At 63.7% G+C, this 19,903-nt stretch carries 15 protein-coding genes and 1 tRNA gene; 1 reads left to right on the top strand and 15 read right to left on the bottom strand.

Translation table 11 applies throughout. The features are described from left to right. Positions 1-358: 358 nt before the first annotated feature. The 3 genes from FXB40_RS29550 to FXB40_RS29540 all read right to left on the bottom strand — a co-directional run bounded on the left by FXB40_RS29550 (position 359) and on the right by FXB40_RS29540 (position 2,563). Positions 359-1,603: a hypothetical protein gene (locus tag FXB40_RS29550; RefSeq protein WP_148775636.1), complete on the bottom strand. Its 1,245-nt coding sequence runs from the start codon at positions 1,601-1,603 to the stop codon at positions 359-361. A 115-nt stretch (positions 1,604-1,718) separates the two neighbouring features. Beyond that, a tRNA-His gene (locus FXB40_RS29545) sits at positions 1,719-1,795 on the bottom strand. Positions 1,796-2,131: 336 nt separating this feature from the next. Continuing rightward, a complete protein-coding gene (locus FXB40_RS29540) occupies positions 2,132-2,563 on the bottom strand; it encodes a phasin (RefSeq protein ID WP_148775635.1) in 432 nt (143 codons plus the stop codon). 732 nt (positions 2,564-3,295) lie between these two features. On the opposite strand from FXB40_RS29540, the gene FXB40_RS29535 reads away from it, so the two are divergent. Next, the gene (locus tag FXB40_RS29535; protein WP_148775634.1) at positions 3,296-6,763 is read left to right on the top strand and encodes a PAS domain-containing sensor histidine kinase; all 3,468 of its coding nucleotides are present in this window, start codon (positions 3,296-3,298) and stop codon (positions 6,761-6,763) included. On the opposite strand, the gene FXB40_RS29530 is transcribed toward FXB40_RS29535, so the two are convergent. The 12 genes from FXB40_RS29530 to FXB40_RS48210 all read right to left on the bottom strand — a co-directional run bounded on the left by FXB40_RS29530 (position 6,696) and on the right by FXB40_RS48210 (position 19,902). After that, on the bottom strand, positions 6,696-8,306 hold the full coding sequence (locus FXB40_RS29530) for an FAD-dependent monooxygenase (protein WP_148775633.1): 1,611 nt from the start codon (positions 8,304-8,306) through the stop codon (positions 6,696-6,698). The genes FXB40_RS29535 and FXB40_RS29530 overlap by 68 nt on opposite strands. 274 nt (positions 8,307-8,580) lie before the next feature. After that, positions 8,581-9,753, bottom strand: a complete 1,173-nt coding sequence (locus tag FXB40_RS29525) for a thiolase family protein (protein WP_148775632.1) — start codon at positions 9,751-9,753, stop codon at positions 8,581-8,583. Positions 9,754-9,963: 210 nt separating this feature from the next. Next, positions 9,964-11,553, bottom strand: coding sequence for a phosphoglycerate dehydrogenase (serA, locus tag FXB40_RS29520; protein ID WP_148775631.1), 1,590 nt, complete (start codon positions 11,551-11,553; stop codon positions 9,964-9,966). 211 nt (positions 11,554-11,764) lie between these two features. Then, complete coding sequence (locus tag FXB40_RS29515; protein ID WP_148775630.1) at positions 11,765-12,937, bottom strand: phosphoserine transaminase; 1,173 nt, start codon at positions 12,935-12,937, stop codon at positions 11,765-11,767. A gap of 79 nt (positions 12,938-13,016) precedes the next feature. Further along, positions 13,017-13,208: a hypothetical protein gene (locus tag FXB40_RS29510; RefSeq protein WP_246208026.1), complete on the bottom strand. Its 192-nt coding sequence runs from the start codon at positions 13,206-13,208 to the stop codon at positions 13,017-13,019. A gap of 173 nt (positions 13,209-13,381) precedes the next feature. Further along, positions 13,382-13,846 carry a GNAT family N-acetyltransferase gene (locus FXB40_RS29505; protein ID WP_148775628.1) on the bottom strand — a complete coding sequence of 155 codons (465 nt, stop codon included), beginning with the start codon at positions 13,844-13,846 and terminating at the stop codon, positions 13,382-13,384. A 45-nt stretch (positions 13,847-13,891) separates the two neighbouring features. Beyond that, entirely contained in the window at positions 13,892-14,482 is a 591-nt protein-coding gene (locus FXB40_RS29500; protein WP_148775627.1) for a glutathione S-transferase family protein, read from the bottom strand. A 74-nt stretch (positions 14,483-14,556) separates the two neighbouring features. Next, the gene (locus tag FXB40_RS29495; protein ID WP_148775626.1) at positions 14,557-15,441 is read right to left on the bottom strand and encodes an outer membrane protein; all 885 of its coding nucleotides are present in this window, start codon (positions 15,439-15,441) and stop codon (positions 14,557-14,559) included. A 169-nt stretch (positions 15,442-15,610) separates the two neighbouring features. Beyond that, positions 15,611-16,453, bottom strand: coding sequence for an outer membrane protein (locus tag FXB40_RS29490; RefSeq protein WP_187437227.1), 843 nt, complete (start codon positions 16,451-16,453; stop codon positions 15,611-15,613). A gap of 227 nt (positions 16,454-16,680) precedes the next feature. After that, entirely contained in the window at positions 16,681-17,925 is a 1,245-nt protein-coding gene (locus FXB40_RS29485; RefSeq protein WP_187437226.1) for an MFS transporter, read from the bottom strand. A 242-nt stretch (positions 17,926-18,167) separates the two neighbouring features. Beyond that, positions 18,168-19,514, bottom strand: coding sequence for a phosphoglucosamine mutase (gene glmM / locus FXB40_RS29480; protein WP_148775623.1), 1,347 nt, complete (start codon positions 19,512-19,514; stop codon positions 18,168-18,170). Positions 19,515-19,734: 220 nt separating this feature from the next. Further along, complete coding sequence (locus FXB40_RS48210; protein WP_187437225.1) at positions 19,735-19,902, bottom strand: hypothetical protein; 168 nt, start codon at positions 19,900-19,902, stop codon at positions 19,735-19,737. Between the last annotated feature and the right edge of the window lies 1 nt (position 19,903).

The following is a 19,903-nucleotide window of genomic DNA, read 5'->3' as shown; positions in this document are numbered from 1 at the left end:
CGAAACCGCGTTCGCGCAAAAAAAAGCGCGGTAACGCATCGTGACAACCCACTGTCACTGTAATTATCGTGTCTCACTTCAGGGGTGCAGTCCAGCACTGTCACCGTAATTCATGAGTTCACCCGATAGCCGAGCTTCTTTGTCTTGCTTTTCGGCGGGACGAAAATTTGGGACTACATCGAACAGCGATGCGATGAGCATAAACCCGCCGTACGAACCGATTACGTAGCTTTGAAATACTGTATCGACCATCGTAGCGAACGAGATAAGATTCTTGATCAGCGCTAAATTCTCATCACGCCACGCCTGCAAGATCGCCTAGAACCAAGCTCTGAACGGATGGCGGCGCGAGTCAGCCTTACTGTTGCTCATCATCTTCCGGATCGGGCATATTTTTCGGGACCTGCCACCAACTGCCCCGCTTGCGACGGACCGAATGCGCAATGGACATCATCTCCACGTCATCTTCGTGCAACGCCTGATGGGATGGCAACGTCGGCTGCTTGCTGAATTCTTTGAGTCGTTTGACGAGCTCTGCGTTACGCTCCGGATCTGGCTCTCGAGGCTCCTTGACCTCAGTCCGAATGCCTGGACGCAGATGCCTACCCCAAAGCCCCGCCACGATGTTGCCATCCGGAGGGGCGTGCGCGAAGCTCATCACCCCCTGCTCTCGGACATCTTCCGGAAGCTTTATAAAGTGCGAGTTCACAGTCTTAAGACTTGCCTTCAAGTCCACTCCCCAAACGAATTCCTGATCCGCTCGCATGAAAAGCCCTGCAGTTCGGCGATGCAGATTGTCGGATGATATGAAGAGCGTGCAGAAAGGAAGATAAAACAGGTAGGCGATATCCGTGCGATTTGACGGTCTGTTGCTGGCAATAAGATGCGCAGCGAGCGCGAACTGGAAAAAAACCTCCACGGCAACAACGTGCGCCGCGTAGGGCGCGTAGACATTTAGTGGACGTCGCCCATCCCGCTTCCAAGCCTCAATTATGGGGCGATGAAGATGTTGTGGTGCGTGTAGGAATGTGGCGGAGAGAGCAAGAACGGACATTGCGTTTGCCTTCTCGGAAACAACTGCCAGCGCCATGTCACGTGCTTGATCCAACGACTTGCACGATTTCCCATCGATGCCGATTGAACGCAGTTCGCTCGCGACTTTGTTGAGATCGAGCTCAGAAAGTGATTTCCGCCAATCCGCAGCTGCAATCTTCTCAACCTCAAAAAACTCGCCCTTCTGCCAACGATTGAAGGCGCGTTCTTCGGGGCCGAGTTCATAGACGACACCCTTCGGCACGGGGCGGCCACCCGATCGAGGGATGCGACCATCCAACGGCGTGTGATTGCCAAGTAAATCTTGCGTTGCGATGTCTACATGGAAAGCACACGGCGAACCGCCCATCTCGGGAAACTTTTGGGCGATGTCTTTCACAACCGAGAATTCGGCGGACCCCCGCTTGGATGCGTCCTTACCGAGATCGGCCAACGTTTCGACAAAGAAGATTGGGCACGCGACCGGCAAAAAGAATCGATCGAACCAAACCGCCTCATCTAGGCTAATGGATTGCAGGAACGACTTATCAAAAAGGGAAATAGGACCCATGCGCGCAACTCCTCGATAATCCTACCGTGAGTCGTAGGCGATCGGTTACGAGAGATGTGCGCGCTTCCCAAAGCGATTGAACAGATAGCGTCCGCAGCTAACCAATTGATTCCGCTGGTACAGTTGGGTGGGCTCGAACCACCGACCTCCTGTTCCACAGACAGGCGCTCTAACCAACTGAGCTACAACTGCATCCTTGCGAGCCGCCCCGGGGGCACCTTGAAAAGGCCGGTCACCGAGGGGGGCTGGACGGGGCGGAAACTAGGTGCAACGGCCGTTTTTGGCAAGGCCGCAAACGGACGAAAAAACAGCGTAAATCATCTTCTTCGCGATGAAATCAGCTTAATGGCGACGATAAGCTGCTCCTCCCGATTGGGGGAAACTCCCCGTGGGGAGAGAACCCTCACCCGGCGCGCGGGACGATGCTTCGCATCGCCCGGGGCGCCGGCCTCTCCCGCAGGCGGGAGAGGCAAAGAAAAACCCGGGCCTTGGGGCCCGGGTTTCTTAATCAATTCAACGCCGGTCCGCTCAGGCGGCGGGGTAGAACTTCGAGGCGGAGGCCTTGATCGGCTCGGCGGCGGCAGTTGCCGCCCGCTGGGCGATCTCGGCGAGCTCCTTGGCCTGGACCTGGAAGGTCTCGAGCTGCGTCTTGGCGTGGCCGGTCCAGAGCTGGAAGGCGTCGGTCGGCGACTTCACGCCGAGCAGCTCCTGGGTGAAGTCCAGATGGGCCGTGGTGTTGGCCTTGGCGAATTCCATCAGCTTGGCGGTGTACTCGCTCGCGCCCTTGTGGGCAGACGCGAACACGGCCTCGACGGTGCCGTTGTGGGTCTCAGCCGCGTCCTTGAACTTGGCGTAGTTCTCGCGGGCCTGCGAAACGCCCTTTTCGGCGAACGCGCGCACCTGCTCGGGAACCTCGAACGGAATGATCGAGGCAGAAAACGGATCAGTCGCACCTGTCATGGTTGGTCCCTCACGAAAATGAAAAATGGAGTGAGCCTTCTGGCGCGCCCGCCGACCCAATCGGGGCCATTTCTTCTTGAAGACTGGCGGGTACGAAAGACTGGAAACGCGGAACAAAAAAGATGGCTCGTCCAGCGCCCAGCAGTATCGCTGCCTAACATGTCAACATTGTGCGCCGCAATGTGATGCAGGGGTGCGGCGCGAAATTTAATCTCGGGGAGGATGAGGTTCCCGGGGTGGGGAACCGGGGGTTGAGGTAGCTGGGGGTGCGAGCCGCGAAGCGGTCCACTCCCTCTCCCACTTGCGGGGAGGGTTGGGGTGGGGGTCTTGCCGCATCGGGATACTCCCGACGAGGAAAGCGGGAGAGGTGACCGAGCCTCCAGCCTGAGCGCGCGCCTCGTCCTTCGAGACGACCGCTCCGCGGTCTCCTCAGGATGAGGCTCAGCGGCATTGGTGCCTGCAGAAATTGCTGCCGCGCACTCCGCCCTCATCCTGAGGAGCCCGCCCAAAGCGGGCGTCTCGAAGGATGGACCGCAGACCCCCGCTTGAATCCTGCGGATGCGCTTGTGCTGCGGCTTGCGGGGCTGGGGGGATTAAGGTTATCGCGGCTTTAGGACGTGCCCGTTAAGCTCCGGCCGTGGACCTGCCCGCGCCCGCGGGCGATAGTAACCCTTTCTTAAGGCTGTCATTCCCGGCAGCCCGACGTGAAGCGTGCGAGATACAGCCGGTCGGATGACGAATTCGGATTTCCAGTTGCGAGGCGTCGGCGATCCGCGGTTGTCCGTGCATGCGACCTCGCCGCTGCCGGCCTGGCTCTGGTCGCCCGACGGCAGCCGCCTGCTGTGGGCCAATGCGGTCGGCGCGAAGTTTTTTGGCGCGGCCAACGCGGCGGCGCTTGCCGAGAAGACTTTTGGACCGGCCGACACCCATCGCCGCCAAATCGTTCGGCTCGCCCGCCAATTGCCGGCGAACGGCGCGATCAGGCTCGAACGTCTCCGCGGTTTTGGCGCCCGGCTCGGCACGCTGATGACCTGCGGCTGCGCGCGGCTTTCCTTTGCCGATGGCAGCTCTGGCGTGCTCGTCACCGCGATGGACCCTGCCCTGCGCACCATGTCGCTGGTCGAGCGGCTGCATCGTCTCGTCGACGGCGCGGCCGTGCCGATGGCGGCGTTCGCGCCCGACGGCATGTTCGCCGGCGCCAGCGAAGCCGCGCGCGCCCTGCTCGGCTTTCGCGATCTCGGCGAGGCCGGGCTCGAACAGGCGCGCAGCGAGGCGCTGGCGCAAGGCCGCGTCGAGCTGCCGATCGGCATCGGCAAGATGGTGCTGCAACGGGTCGGCACCGGGGCCGATGTCGGCCTCGTTGCGCTGATTGAGCCTGCGGTCGCGCAAGCAGCCCCTGTCGCCGAGAGCGCGCCGGATCCTGCGCCTGACGTGGCGGCGGCCCCTGCCCCCGAAGCGGTCGCGCCCGCGCCGCCGCAGGCCGTCGAGACGCCGCCCGCGAACGAGCCCGCCGCGGGTATCGACTTGTTCGACGCCTTTGCCGATCTGGACGAAACGCCTGAGACGATCACGCCCGAGCCGCCCGCAAGCGACACGGCGACAGAGATCGTTCCGATTCAGGACGCCGTGAGAGAGGCGGCTGAGGCGCCTGTCCGGGACACGATCGCGGACACGGCGCCGGAAACACCGGTTGAAAACCCGCCCGCAGCCATCGTGCCGCCGCAAGCCGCGCCGATGACGGCCGCCATGGTCGAGCCGCACGCACACGCGGAGTCGCAGTCTGGACAGACGCGGTCCGCACACGCGGAGACACCGCGCCAGCATCCGCTGCGTTTCCTGTGGCAGATGGATGCGGAGGGGCGCTTTGTGCTGGCGTCAGCCGAATTCATCCGCCTGATGGGCGCGCACACCGCGGCCGGTTTCGGCCGGCCCTGGCGCGAGATCGCCGACGAATTCGCGCTCGATCCGGACGGGCGCGTCGCGCAGGCGCTTGCGAGCCACGACACCTGGGCCGGCATCACCGTGAACTGGCCGGCCGATGGCGGCGAGCATCTGCCGGTCGAGCTCGCGGGCCTGCCGGTCTACGACCACGAGCGCAATTTTGCGGGCTTCAAGGGTTTTGGCGTCTGCCGCGATCTCGACGGCCTCAACCGGCTCGATGCGCTCAGGCGCTACGAGCTGCTTGCCGAGCCGCGCATTGCGCAGAGGCTTTCGGCCGATGCGGTCGAGCCTGATCCTGAACCAGAGGCCAAGGCGGAGGCAGAGGCTCCGCCTCCGCCGATCGAGCCGCCGCCGCCTGAGCCTGAACCGCCGACAGCAACTGAACCGCCCGCACTTTTCATCGAAGCGAATTCACACCTAGCCGATTTGGAAACGCCAGTGGAAACGCCTCCGAATGTCGTGCCGTTCCGCGCCCCCGGTGATCCCAGGTCAGGTGACCAGAGATCGCCGACGCTGACGCCGGTCGAGAACAGCGCGTTCAACGAGCTCGCGCGGCAATTGTCCGAACGGCTCGAACGCGATCGCGAGACGATTGCATCCGCAGCAAGCGAGCCGCCGGCGGAAGAGATCACGCAGGACGCACCGACGCCGGAGCCTGTGTTGTCAGAGCCTGGGGCGCCGCCGGCCGCAGCCGAATGGCTGACCGAGCCCGCACCGCCCGCGCACGGCCACAGCACGCGCGACCGCGCGCTGCTCGATCTGGTGCCGACGGGCATGCTGATCTACCGGCTCGATCGCCTGCTCTACGCCAACCCCGCCTTCCTCACGCGCATGGGCTATGCCAGCCTTACCGCGCTGGAAAATTCCGGCGGGCTCGATGCACTCTATGTCGAGCCGGGCGTCTCCGCCGCGAGCAGCACCTCGCAAGGAGGCACGCCGGTGACGATCAGCGCTGCCATCGCCAATGGCGAGCAGCCGCTCGTGACCACGGAAGCGCATCTGCACACCATCGACTGGGACGGCGCCAGCGCGCATGCGCTGATCTGCGCGCTGCCGCAAGCCACGCCTCTTGTCGCAGCACCTTTGATGGCGGAGCCGGTGGTGGTGATCCCCGATCTGCCGGAGCCCGAGGCCGAGCTCGAGGCCGGCGATGCCGAAGCGGAAGATCTCGCTGCGATCCTCGACACCACCGCCGAGGGCATCGTGATGTTCGATGCCGAAGGCAACATCCACGCCTGCAACCGCAGCGCCGAGGCGCTGTTCGGCTATGACGGCGAAACGTTGATGCAGCAGAATCTGCTGACGCTGTTCGCGCCCGAGAGCCAGCAGATCGTGGTCGACTATCTCGAAAGCGTGAAGAGCGAGGACATCGCGAGCCTGCTCGATCACGGCCGCGAGGTGCTGGGACGCGAGAGGAAGGGCGGCGTGCTTCCGCTCGCCATGATCATGGGCCGCACGCGGCCCGACGGCCCCAACTTCTTTGCCGTGTTCCGCGACCTCTCGCACAGCAAGAAGGGCGAGAGCGAGCTGACGCAGGCGCGACGCCTGGTCGACGGCGCCGCCAATGCCAAGGCCGACATGCTGGCGCGGATCAGCCACGAGATCCGCACGCCGCTCAACGCCATCATCGGCTTTGCCGAGGTGATGATCTCCGAGCGTTTTGGCTCGCTCGGCAACGAGCGCTATGGCGAATACATGAAGGACATCCGCGCCTCCGGCGAGCGCGTCATCACCATCATCGACGATCTGCTGGAGTTGTCGCGGATCGAGACCGGCAAGCTCGATCTCGTCTTCGCCAACCTCAAACTCAACGACCTCGTCGAAGCCTGCGTCACCGTGATGCAGCCGCAGGCCAACCGCGAGCGCATCATCATCCGCACCTCGCTCGCGCACGCGCTGCCGCAGGTGACGGCCGACGCGCGCGCGCTGCGCCAGGTCACGATGAATCTGATCTCGAACTCGATCAGGCTGGCGAGTGCCGGCGGCCAGGTCATCGTCTCGACCGCATTGAACGATCGCGGCGAGATCGCGCTCCGCATCCGTGACACCGGCCACGGCCTGACCGAAAAGGAAGTGGCCGCCGCGATGGAGCCGTTCCGCACCCCGCCGCCGGGCGATGCTTCGGACAATTCCGCGCTGAGCCTGTCGCTGACCAAGGCGCTGGTCGAAGCCAACCGCGCCCAGTTCAACATCAAGAGCGCTGCGAATTCCGGCACGCTGATCGAGGTGACCTTCGTGCCGGTGGTGGCAGGGGCGTGAGGTGCGCCGCCGCAGGTTCGCCGAACCATCGCGTCGCGGCTCGAGCCGCTTCGTCGTTGTCGATTGCACCGTCACTGGCCCATGCGACAAAACCATCGGGACGCACCAGCACAGCGATCAGGCCGAGCCGATCCCCGGGCTCACCGGCAACATAGTCGATGCGATCACCCCAGCGGTTTGCAATCGCCTGAAGCGGCGCACGCGCATCGAAGTCCAGCAATAGGCCTTTTGCCGTTCGAAGGCGTTCTCCGGCCGTCGTCCCGTCAGCCCATTCGAAATCGGGAACGCTGCGGCCGACCAACGGATGGCTGCCGCCAAGATCGTAGCGCAGCGAAACGCCGCGCACACGCTCGGCGAAATAAGTCGCACCATCGCGGGTCGCGATGAGATCGCGCATGATGGCCTGGAGCGCGCGGGTGCCCGGCGTCGGCCGCATGATCGCGACCTGCGCGCGCGACCAGTCGAGGATTTTCGCGCCGACGGGATGCCGCTCGTGCGAATAGGTGTCGAGGAGATTTGCCGGTGCGTGGCCGCGGATCGTCGCCGCCAGCTTCCAGCCGAGATTCATGGCATCGCCAAGACCGAGATTGAGGCCCTGCCCGCCCAGCGGCGAATGGGTGTGCGCGGCATCGCCCGCGAGCAGCACGCGTCCTTTGCGGTAGGCCGTCACCTGACGCGCCCGATCCGTCCAGGTGGCGGCAAGGCGAAGTTCACTGATGGTGACGTCGGTGCATGAGACTCGACGCAAGACGTCCTGCACATGCTCGCGCGTGATCGGCGCGGTGCGATGGAAAGCACCGCCGTCGAAATCGACCATCGCGATCGTGCCGGGCTGCGCATAAGTGTACATGCCCGTGGGCGTATAGTTGCGGCCCGGACAAAGCTTATCGGGATCCGCCAGCTCGACCTCGATGGAATAGCCGGTGAATTCGGGATCGGTGCCGACGAAGTCAAATTCGCAAATCTTGCGCACCGTGCTGCGGCCACCGTCACAACCGACAAGCCAGCGTCCGCGAAACGTCTCGCCGGCCGCCTGCACGGTTACGTCGTCGTCTGAAACGATCATGGCGCTGACGCCGAAGCCGCGCCGGATCTCGACGCCCATCCTGATAGCGCGCGCGGCCAAGACGGTTTCGAGTGTGTCCATGTCGACGGCGACGCTGGCATCGGCCGGCGTCGGCAGGCGCCAAGGCCATTTCGCTGCATCGACGTTGTCCTGATAGAACTGGAGGCCGGCGAAATGACCTGCGGGTTTTCGCGTCTGCTGCATCCAGTGCGCAGCACTTTTGATCGCGCCTGACTTCACGCGCTGCGCGCTCAAAATCTCGTCCAGCAAGCCGCGCCGGTGAAAGGTCTCGGTCGTGGGGATCGAGAGTCCACGCAGGCCGAACGGCAGCTGCTTCAGCGCCGAATGCGGGTTGTGCGCCTGCTCCAGCACCAGCACCGAAACGCCGGCGAGCCGCAGCTCGCACGCGAGGAACAGGCCGACGGGGCCGGCACCGGCGATGACGACGTCGTAGAGATGTGTGGATTGAGTTTGCATGAGACGCTCCTGTGGTCGATGTTCGACCGGAGCGTTCCCTGAGATGCGAGAATCACACGGACGAACGATTGAGCGCCTGCGTGGCGCCCGATGTTCGTCGCGGGGATCTCGTGCACAAGGCCAAAGACCAGAGCTTTCGTTACCGAAAGGATTTGGGCTTACCAGACCAAATCTGCCTTTTCCGACGGGGTCTATATAGTTTCGCAGGCCGGGATGCGCAACGAAAAAGGCACGGCGTTTGCGCGCCGTGCCTTTCACATGTCAGGCGTTCAGATCAGCTGTAGATCTCGAACAGGCCGGCGCCGCCCTGGCCGCCGCCGATGCACATGGTCACGACGCCCCACTTGGCCTTGCGGCGGGCGCCTTCCTGCAGCAGATGGCCGGTGAGACGGGCGCCGGTCATGCCGAAGGGATGGCCGATCGCGATCGAGCCGCCGTTGACGTTGTACTTGTCGGGATCGATGCCGAGCTTGTCGCGCGAATAGAGGCACTGGCTGGCGAAGGCTTCGTTGAGCTCCCAGAGATCGATGTCGTCGATCTTCAGGCCGTGACGCTTCAACAGTTTCGGCACGGCAAAGATCGGCCCGATGCCCATCTCGTCGGGCTCGCAGCCTGCGGCTGCCCAGGCGACGAAACGGCCGAGCGGCTTGAGGCCGCGCTTCTCGGCGTCCTTGGCTTCCATCAGCACCACGGCGGCAGCGCCGTCGGAGAGCTGGCTGGCATTGCCGGCGGTGACGAACTTGCCCGGGCCCTTCACCGGTTCAAGCTTGGCGAGGCCTTCGAGCGTGGTCTCGGGACGATTGCACTCGTCACGATCGACGACGTAGTCGACGATGCTCTCGGCCTTGGTCGCCTTGTCGACCACCTTCATCTTGGTCTTCATCGGGACGATTTCGTCCTTGAACTTGTTGGCCTGCTGGGCCGCGGCCATGCGGCGCTGCGATTCCAGCGAATACTCGTCCTGATATTCGCGGCTGAGCTTGTAGCGCTCGGCGACGATGTCGGCGGTGTCGATCATCGCCATGAAGATATCAGGCGCGGTCTTGATCAATTCCGGATCGACCCATTCCTTCGGCGAACCGCCGCCCGGAATCGAGATGCTCTCGACGCCGCCGGCGACGATGCAGTCGGCTCCGTCCGAGCGGATTGAGTTGGCGGCCATCGCGATCGTCTGCAGACCCGACGAGCAGAAGCGGTTCACCGACACGCCGCCGGTCGACTTCGGCATGCCTGCGAGCAGCGCGGCCTGACGGCCGATATTCGGCGCGCCATGGGCGCAATTGCCGAGATAGCAATCCTCGACATAATCCTTGTCGACTCCGGCGCGGTCGACCGCGTGATGGATGGCGTGGGCCGCGAGCGACATCGGCGGCGTGATGTTGAACCCGCCGCGGCCGGATTTTGCAAGGCCCGTGCGCGCGTAGGAAACGATGACGGCTTCACGCATTGTTTTCTCCCTTTCGAACATTGGTACGGAGGCGTTAGTTCAAGGCGTTCTCGGCCGCCATTGGTACACAAAGTTCGGCAGCCTTGGGAGAAATAAAGCGCCGCGCTGCATCAACAAAAACGCCGCCCTTGCGAGAAGGGCGGCGTTGTTCCGCACGTCGGAATATATGATGGCCGTCATTCGGTGGGGCGCGCGCGCCCCGCGGACGCCTCAGAACGTCAGCGCCTTGACCTGCTTGACCTGCGGCAGCGCCTGCACCTTGGCGAGCAGATCGGCCGGCACGGCGCCGTCGACCTCGACCAGCGCAATCGCATCGCCGCCCTGCGAGACGCGGCCGAGATGGAAGGTCGCGATGTTGATCTTGGCGTCGCCGAGCAGCCCCGCGAACTTGCCGATGAAGCCCGGCTTGTCCTCGTTGGTCACGTAGATCATCGACTTGCCGAACTCGGCGTCGACGCGGATGCCCTTGATGTCGACGAGGCGGGGCTTGCCGTCGTGATAGACGGTGCCGGAGACCGATCGCTCCTGGCGTTCGGTCGCGACCGTGACGGTGATCAGGCTCTCATAGTCGCTCTGGGCGGCGCGGACGATCTCGTCCACCACCATGCCGCGCTCCTTGGCGACGACGGGCGCAGACACCACGTTGACCTCGCCCAGCATCGGCCGCAGCAGGCCCGACAGCACGGCCGAGGTGATCGCCTTGATCTTCATCTCGGCGACGTGGCCCTCATAGGTGATCTCGACCTTGAGGATGCCGCTCTCGGTGAGCTGACCGGCGAACGAGCCGAGCTTCTCGGCCAGCGCGATGAACGGCTTCAGCTTCGGCGCTTCTTCCGCGGTGATCGAGGGGAAGTTCACCGCGTTCGAGATCGCGCCGGTGAGCAGGTAATCCGACATCTGCTCGGCGACCTGCAGCGCGACGTTCTCCTGCGCTTCCGTGGTGGAGGCGCCGAGATGCGGCGTGCAGATCACGTTGGGATGGCCGAACAGCACGTTGGTATTCGCGGGCTCCTCGACGAACACGTCGAAGGCGGCGCCGGCAATGTGCTTGGAATTGAGCGCATCGACCACGGCCTGCTCGTCGACGAGACCGCCGCGGGCGCAGTTGATCAGGCGCACGCCCTTCTTCATCTTGGCGATCGCCGCGGCGTCGATGATGTTCCTGGTCTTCTCGGTCAGCGGCGTGTGCAGCGTGATGAAGTCGGCGCGCTTCAGGAGGTCATCGAGCTCGACCTTCTCGACGCCGATGTCCTTGGCGCGCTCCGGCGACAGGAACGGGTCGAAGGCGACGACCTTCATGCGCAGGCCGAGCGCGCGGTCGGCGACGATCGAGCCGATATTGCCGCAGCCGACCACGCCAAGCACCTTGCCGGTGATCTCGACGCCCATGAAGCGGTTCTTCTCCCACTTGCCGGCCTGGGTCGAAGCGTCGGCCTGCGGGATCTCGCGCGCCAGCGCCAGCATCAGGGTGATGGCGTGCTCGGCGGTCGTGATCGAATTGCCGAACGGCGTGTTCATCACGATGATGCCCTTGGCGGTCGCCGCCGGAATCTCGACATTGTCGACGCCGATGCCGGCGCGGCCGATCACCTTGAGGTTGGTGGCCTTCTCCAGGATCTTGGCGGTCGCTTTCGTCGCGGAGCGGATCGCGAGGCCGTCGTAATTGCCGATGATCTCGGCGAGCTTGTCCTTGTCCTTGCCGAGGTTGGGCTGGAAGTCGACCTCGACGCCGCGGTCTTTGAAGATCTGCACGGCAGCGGGCGAGAGCGCGTCGGAAATGAGAACTTTGGGTTTGGTCATGGGAATGTGTCCTCTGCCTTCGCTGATGGAAGGGCCTTAGACCGGATTGGGTGAATCTCTCGGTGCACTTCTCCCTCGCCCCGTTCTTACGGGGAGAGGGTCGGGGTGAGGGGCAGCCACAGGCGAAGTGCTCGCGGAGAGAGCCCCTCACCCGGATCGCTGCGCGATCCGGCCTCTCCCCGTAAGAACGGGGAGAGGCGAAGAAGAAAACTTACGCTGCCTTGGCGAGCTGCGCCTTGGTCTCGACGAAAGCCCAGTCGATCCACTGCGTCAGCAGCTCGACGTCCTTGGCCTCGACGGTGGCGCCGCACCAGATGCGCAGGCCCGCCGGCGCATCGCGGTAGTACGCGAAGTCGTAGCCGGCGCCTTCCTTCTCGACCAGCGCGACCAGCTTCTTCGAGAATTCGGCCTGCGCGTCCTCGGAGAGCGAGGTGAGCGCGGGATCGGTGAACTTCAGGCACACCGAGGTGTTGGAGCGGATCGCGGCGTCCTTGGCCAGGAAGTCGATCCAGGGCGTCTTCGCCTTCCAGTCGGCCAGCACCTTGGTGTTGGCGTCGGCGCGGGCGATCAGCGCCTTGAGGCCGCCGATCGACTTGGCCCAGTTCAGCGCGTCGAGATAGTCCTCGACGCAGAGCATCGACGGCGTGTTGATGGTCTCGCCGACGAAGATGCCTTCGTTGATCTTGCCGCCCTTGGTCATGCGGAAGATCTTCGGCAGCGGCCAGGCCGGCTTGTAGGTCTCGAGCCGTTCCACCGCACGCGGCGACAGGATCAGCATGCCGTGCGCGGCTTCGCCGCCGAGCGCCTTCTGCCAGGAGAAGGTGACGACATCGAGCTTGGCCCAGTCGAGCGGCTGCGCGAACGCGGCAGACGTCGCGTCGCAGATGGTCAGGCCTTCGCGGGTCGCGCTGATCCAGTCGGCGTTCGGGACGCGGACGCCGGAGGTGGTGCCGTTCCAGGTGAAGACGACGTCGCTCTTGGGATCGACCTTCGAAAGGTCGGGAATTTCACCGTAAGCCGCGTTGAGCTTGGTGACGTCCTTGAGCTTCAATTCCTTGACGATGTCGCTGACCCAGCCCTCGCCGAAGGATTCCCAGGCAATCGTGGTGACGGGCCGTGCACCGAGCAACGACCACAGCGCCATCTCGACCGCGCCGGTATCGGACGCCGGCACGATGCCAATGCGATAATCGGCCGGCACTTCAAGCACTTCGCGCGTCAGATCGATCGCGAGCTTGAGCTTGGTCTTGCCGACCTTCGCGCGATGCGAACGGCCGAGCGCTGCGTCCTTGAGATTTTGGGCGTTCCAGCCGGGGCGCTTGGCGCAGGGGCCGGAGGAGAAATGCGGCACGTTCGGCCGCGAAGCGGGCTTCGCTACAGTCATGATCTACCCTTCCAGATAGTAAGCCTCCCGTTGGGGGGAGGTGTCCCGCCGCGGCTGATACGGGAAACAGGAAGAGTCGTCAAGGAAGTTCCGGCGTCTCACGCTGGAGTGATGGCTCCTCCGGGACGAGATCGGGGGATGCTACCGGGGCGAGCGCGTTCAGCAAGTGCGTGGCCTCGCTGATCAATTGCGCGGCGCGACGGCGGCTGCCGACTTTCAAAATGCATTTGTCGTTGGCCTGCACAACGTAATCGTTGCCGACCTTGATCATGGAATAGCTTGTCATTGAAATCCCCGAACCGACTGAGCCCGGTGCCTGACGCTCCCGTAGCACTCTTCGTTCCCGGAACAACGTGAACGACGGCCAGGTAGTTTATCAGCCCTTAAGATGAACGAATGCGCGATCCAATTTTGCAGCTTGCGCAACGGCTGCGACGTGCTGCCTCAAAAGCGGACAGTCATGCCCATGTGACTCGCTGAAAATCCGAGACGCTTGTAGAAGCGCTGCGCGTCGACTCGGCTCGCATGCGTCAGCAATTCGACCAGATTGCAGCCGCGCGTTTTCGCTTCGGTGATCGCCCATTGCACCAATTGCTCGCCGATGCCGCGGCTGCGACAATCAGCAGCAACACGAACATCCTCGAGCAGGCCGCGCATGCCGCCTTGCGAGCTGATGCCCGCGAGCACCGCGAGCTGCAGAGAGCCGACCACCCTGCCCTCGCTCTCGGCAACCACGAGCGTGAGATTTTGGTCGCGCTCGACCCGCTCGAACGCCTGATAGTAGACGGCCGGAAGCGGATCCTCGACGCGCTCGCGGGCGCGGCCGAGATGATCGTCGGCGAGCATCGCCACGATCGCGGGGACGTCCTCGCGGCGCGCGGGACGGATGGAGACGGACTGATCGTTCATACGGGAAACTCCAGGATTCCGTGCGACGGACCCCGCGTGAGGGACTCAGCGCGCCGCCGATAGACCGAGATAGGCTTCGGCTTCAGCGATCCAGCGGCGAATGGCGGCATAGCGGCCGAGATCAAAACCGCCTTCATGCGCGAGGCGGGTATAGGCGAGCAGCGAGACGTCGGCGAGCGAGACCTCATCGCCCGCGAAGAAGCTGACAGCGGCGAGATGCGCCTCCATGCGGTCGAGCGCCGCATAGCCGCGCCTGACCTTCTCTGGATCGAGCTCGGAAACATCCTTGCCGAGATAGACCAGCTGGAAGCGGCACACCGCGATGTAGGGCTCGTGGCTGTACTGCTCCCAGAACAGCCATTCGTCCATCTTGGCGACAGCAAAGGCGTCGCGCGGAACGAGCGCGCTGTCGCGGGCGAGATAGCGGATGATGGCGTTGGACTGCGCCAGCGTGCGGCCGTCGTCGAATTCTATGGTCGGCACCTGGCCGGCGCCGTTCATCTTCAGGAATTGCGGCGTACGCGTCTCGCCCTTGCGCGTGTCGATCTCGATCCAGCGATAGGGCAATGCGAGCTTGTCGCAGACCCACTTCACCTTCAGACAATTGCCGGAATTGCTGTCGCCGTAAATCTGCATCGCTGCCGCCCCGTGTCGAGCGACAGAGCATCAGGACGGAAGCGGGCTGTCAACCGCGACGCAGCGAAGCAGCGTCAGAACTTGTAGCCGAGGCCGACGCGGGCATTGTTCAGCGTCACCGAGGTGTTCATGACGGGCGAGAACTTCACGTATTCGTATTCCACGCGCGCGAACAGACCCTCCCAGATGCAGTATTCGACACCGAGGCCGGCGGTCCAGCCCACCACGAAGGCGTTGGTCCTGTGCTGGCTCTGCGTCTGCGACTGCGCGGGAACGGCATAGGTCGTGCTCGTGGTCGACGTAGCGCCACCGGCGCCCGTTGTCGTCACGATCTGGGTCAGCGTCACATCGCTGGTCACTGTGCGGGAGACGTCCATACGGCCAACGGCGGCGCCAGCGAACGCGTAAGGCATGAAGTCGCCTCCGTCCCAGCCCACGCGGCCGCGCAGCGAAATCATGTCCTTGACCTTCGCCGCGGCGGTGCCGGTCAACGTGACGTTATAATTGTCGGTCGTGCCGCTGGGCGGATTGTCACCGGCCGGATTGGTAATGATGAGCGAGTTGGAGCCCGACGTCGACGTGGCGAGGTTGTTGAAGTAGCTGTAGGTGCCTTCGAGACCGAGAATGGCATCGTACCATTGCCAGTTGCGGCCTACGAAGGCGCCGAAATTCGTGCTCTGCGTGTTGGTCTTGTTCATGAGCGACCAGCTCGCGGTCGGCTGCTGCAACACGCTGTCGCGGAAGATGAAGTTGGTCAGGCCGACGACGCTCTGGCTGAAATCGGTCGCGTTGGTCGTGTAGCCGCCATTGACGCCGACATAGGCGCCATCCCAATTGTGGGACGTCTTGGACAGGCCGTCGGTGAAGCCGCCGCGCAGGACGGGCAGATCCGGCATGTCGGCCGCGTGTGCGGCGGACACAGATCCCAATGCCGCCACCACCAACCAAAGCCTACGCATTGCAACGCTCCATCGAACTCGAACTTTCGCTCGTGATCATGGCTCGTTAACCTTAACCAATGGTTGCGCCGGAGGCTTTCGTCGCCGCCAAGCAATGAAAAATACGCAAAGCAAAACGGCGCGGGATGATCCCGCGCCGTTAAGAGAGATTAAGCGATGGAGCTGACGATCAGCCCTTGGTGATGAGCGGCGGCGGCGCATAGGCCGGCGGGCTGTTGAGATCCCAGCGCACGCCGAGCTTGACGTCGTGCGAGGTGATATCCTTGATCTTGATCGAGGTCGGGCCGGAGGCGCTGTTGTCGAACAGGCGGAAGTTGCCGGGCGCGGCGTCGCCGAGGTTCATGTAGCTGTAGGCCAGTTCGACCGTGAAGCCGGGGTTGACCTTGTAGGCGAGACCAGCGTGAGCGGCCCAGGCGAAGTTCCACTTTCCGTTGTCGGCGAAGTAGGCGACGCTGGCGCTCGGGGTCGGGGTCAGCGCGGCGAGATATGCAATGCCGTCGTCGCGGAAGCCGCTGATCTTGTTGTAGGAGCCGCCGACACCGGCGCCGACGAACGGGGTGATGCACCACCAGGTGCCGAGATCGACATAGGCGTTGGCCATGACGACCCACTCGGACTTGCTGCCGCTGTAGTTGTCGGAACCGACGAAGCCAGGCCCAATGACGTTGTCTGCACCGTGCAGGTTAGCCTTGCCGCGGTACTGGCCGATCACGTCCGTACGAAACCAGTTGTTGAAGCGATAGCCGACACCGATGTCGAACAGCGGGGACGAGTCGAAGCCGAGCCCCTGCGTCGTCTTCGTGAACCCGGGCGCAACCGCGCCCTCGATGCTCTTGGCGCTCTGGTTGGTCATGCCGACGTCGCCGCGGAGATACCAGCCGCCGAAATCCTGGGGCGGGGCGGGCGGCGCGTACATGGGGGGCGGAGCCGCGATCGGCATATCGGCGGCGAACGCCATCGACGAGATCAGTGATGCCGCACCCGCGGCAAGGAGAGACTTAACGCTACGCATTGGCTTCGTCCTTATGGCCGGTGAGACAAAATGCAGATGCCCCACGTTCTGGAAACTCACAGGCGGACGATGGCACCAAATTCTTAAGCGCCACTTAACCCTAATTTTTAAGGTTGATATTTTCTGATAGCACACGCGGATGCGGCGCAAGCGTTGCAAAATTGCGGCACCCGCGCGCCGCAATTGCTAACGATTGATGAAGCCGCACTTCGGCAAGAGAGGATCTGTTAACGCGCGTGCCGCGGCAGTTTCGGCAGGAACACGGCAAGCAGGCCGATCGCCGGCAGGTAGGCGCAGACCTGATAGACGAACTCGATCGAGGTGTGGTCGGCGAGCTTGCCGAGCACGGCCGCGCCCAGGCCGCCGATACCGAAGGCGACGCCGAAGAACACGCCGGAGATCATGCCGAAGCGATGCGGCACCAGCTCCTGCGCGAACACGATGATCGACGACGTCGTCGAGGAGATGATGAGGCCGATGATGACGGTGAGTACCGCGCTTGCGTAGAGCCCGGCATAGGGCAGCGCCAGCGTGAACGGCAACGCGCCGAGGATCGAGATCCAGATCACGATCTTGCGGCCGAAGCGATCCCCGAGCGGTCCGCCGAAAAACGCACCGACTGCGTTCGCCGCCAGGAAGATGAAGAGGTACATTTGGGCGGCCTGCGTCGACACGTTGAAACGGTCGATCAGGTAGAAGATGTAGTAGCTCGACAGGCTCGAGACGTAGAGCTGTTTTGAGAACAACAGCGCGACGAGCACGGCAAGCGCGACCGCGACGCGGCGCGAGCTCGGCGCGTCAGGATGAGCCTGAACCGGCGCGGCCTTCTTCGCCTTGATCTGCGGCTCGTACCAGCGGCCGATGCGCCAGAGGATGACGATGGCGAGGAACGCGATCGAGGAGAACCAGGCGATGCTTCCCTGCCCGAACGGCACCACGATGAGCGCAGCAAGCACCGGCCCCATCGACGTGCCAAAGCTGCCGCCGAGCTGAAACACCGATTGCGCAAATCCATAGCGGCCGCCGGAGGCGAGCCGCGCGATGCGCGCCGACTCGGGGTGAAACACCGCCGAGCCGAGACCGACCAGGGCTGCGGCAATCAGGATGACGAGATATTGGTGCGCGGCGCTGAGCAGCAGCAGGCCGAAGAAGGTCGAGGCCATGCCGATCGACAGCGAGTAAGGCTGCGCCTTCTTGTCGGTGTAGTGGCCGACCACCGGCTGGAGCAGCGACGCCGTGAACTGGAACGCCAGCGTGATCATGCCGATCTGCGCGAAGTCGAGCGCGTAGGTGTCCTTCAGGATCGGATACACCGAGGCGATCAGCGACTGCATGGTGTCGTTGAGGAAGTGCGAGAAGCTGATGCCGGCGAGCACGATGTAAGCCGGCCCTGCGGACGCGGCGGGCGCGATGCCGGCCACGACGACCGGCTCGGTCAGCGCTTCCGCAGATACGACGACAGGCTTGTTCAATGGATCGATCCCGGCAGGCGCGGCGAACCGCCGCACCGCCTACCTACGATGCTGGAAGCGGCCGAACCACTGCCAATCATCGATAGCTGGGATGCGTGTGCTCTTCCCCTCTCCGCGAGTCCGGAATCGTAGGGTGGGCAAAGGCGCACTTGCGCCGCGCCCACCATCGATCCGACACTGCAGCAGAAGCGTGGGCACGCTTCGCTTTGCCCACCCTATGATATCTGTGCTCGGGGACGAGCCTAAGCCGCTGCGGCTTGTCCCAGCGCAAAGACGATGGTGTCGACGACGTCCTCGACCAGGACACGGTCCTCGCCCTCGCCCATGACGCGGATCACGGGCTCGGTGCCGGAGGAGCGGATCAGGAGGCGGCCGTGGCCGTTGAGCCGCTTCTCGCCGTCGGAGATCGCCGACTTCACCTCGGAATCGTCGAGCGGCTTGCCGCCCTTGTGGCGGACGTTCTTGAGGATCTGCGGCAGCGGATCGAAGCGGTGGCAGACTTCCGACACCGGCCGGCGCAGCTTCTGCACCACGGCCAGCACCTGCAGTGCGGCCACGAAACCGTCGCCGGTGGTGGCGTAGTCGGACAGGATGATGTGGCCGGACTGCTCGCCGCCGAGATTGTAGCCGCCGCTCAGCATCTGCTCGAGCACGTAGCGATCGCCGACCGGCGTGCGCACGAGATCGAGCCCCTGCCCTTTCAGGAAGCGCTCGAGGCCGAGATTGGACATCACGGTCGCAACGATGCCCGGACGCGACAGCCGTCCGTCTTCCTTCCAGCTCTGCGCGATCACCGCCAGCAGCTGGTCGCCGTCGACGACATGACCGCGCTCGTCGACCAGGATGACGCGGTCCGCGTCGCCGTCGAGCGCAATGCCGATGTCGGCGCGCATCTCGCGCACCTTCCGCGACAACGCTTCCGGCGAAGTCGAGCCGCATTCCTTGTTGATGTTGAAGCCGTCGGGCTCGACGCCGATCGGGATCACGTCGGCGCCCAATTCCCACAGCGCTTCCGGCACCACCTTGTAGGCGGCGCCATTGGCGCAATCGATCACGACGCGGAGGCCGTCGAGCGAGAGATCGCGCGGCAGCGTGCGCTTGGCGAATTCGATGTAACGGTCATGCACGCCGTCGATACGGCGGGCGCGGCCCAGGCTCGCACTTTGTGCCAGCCTCTTCTCGATCGGCTCGTCGAGCAGCAGCTCGATCTGCTTCTCGACGTCGTCGGAGAGCTTGAAGCCCTGCGGGCCGAACAGCTTGATGCCGTTGTCCTCGAACAGATTATGCGAGGCCGAGATCATGACGCCGAGATCGGCGCGCATCGACTTGGTGAGCATCGCCACCGCCGGCGTCGGCATCGGGCCGACCAGCAGCACGTCCATGCCGACCGAAGTGAAGCCAGCGACCATCGCGTATTCGATCATGTAACCGGACAGGCGGGTGTCCTTGCCGATCACGACCCGATGGCGATGGTCACCGCGCTGGAACGCAAGGCCCGCGGCCTGGCCGACCTTGAGCGCGAGCTCCGGCGTGATCAGTCCGTTGGCGCGGCCCCGAATCCCGTCCGTCCCGAAATATTTGCGGCTCATATCGTCCCCCACGCAACAACCAGGGATCCCCACGACAACTACCGGATGCCTTATACGGCTCCGCCATCCCCGATTACGCAAGGCTCTTATAAAGCGTTCGCGGCTAACTTGGCTTCAAAAAATATGATGAATCATTACGGAACCGGGGCTGGCTTTAGCCTGGTAACTTATTGTTAACGTTGTGTTTCCTGCTGAAGCGGCACCGAGCGGGAATTCCGGGCTAATCCGTTCGCTTGACGTGGCTGTCCCCGCGGCTCGGCGCCGGCTGGGTGACGTTGACGGGATCGGAGCCCGGAAAGGTCTCTTCCAGACCCTCCTCCAGCGCGTCGTCGAGGTCCTTCTTTTCCTTGATCTCTTCCGGCGAAGGTCCTTTGTGCGGCTTGGTCATG

This window comes from Bradyrhizobium rifense (assembly GCF_008123425.1).
Lineage (GTDB): Bacteria > Pseudomonadota > Alphaproteobacteria > Rhizobiales > Xanthobacteraceae > Bradyrhizobium > Bradyrhizobium rifense.
Note: the sequence above shows the minus strand (reverse complement) of the source record. Positions and strands in the feature narration are given on the sequence as shown.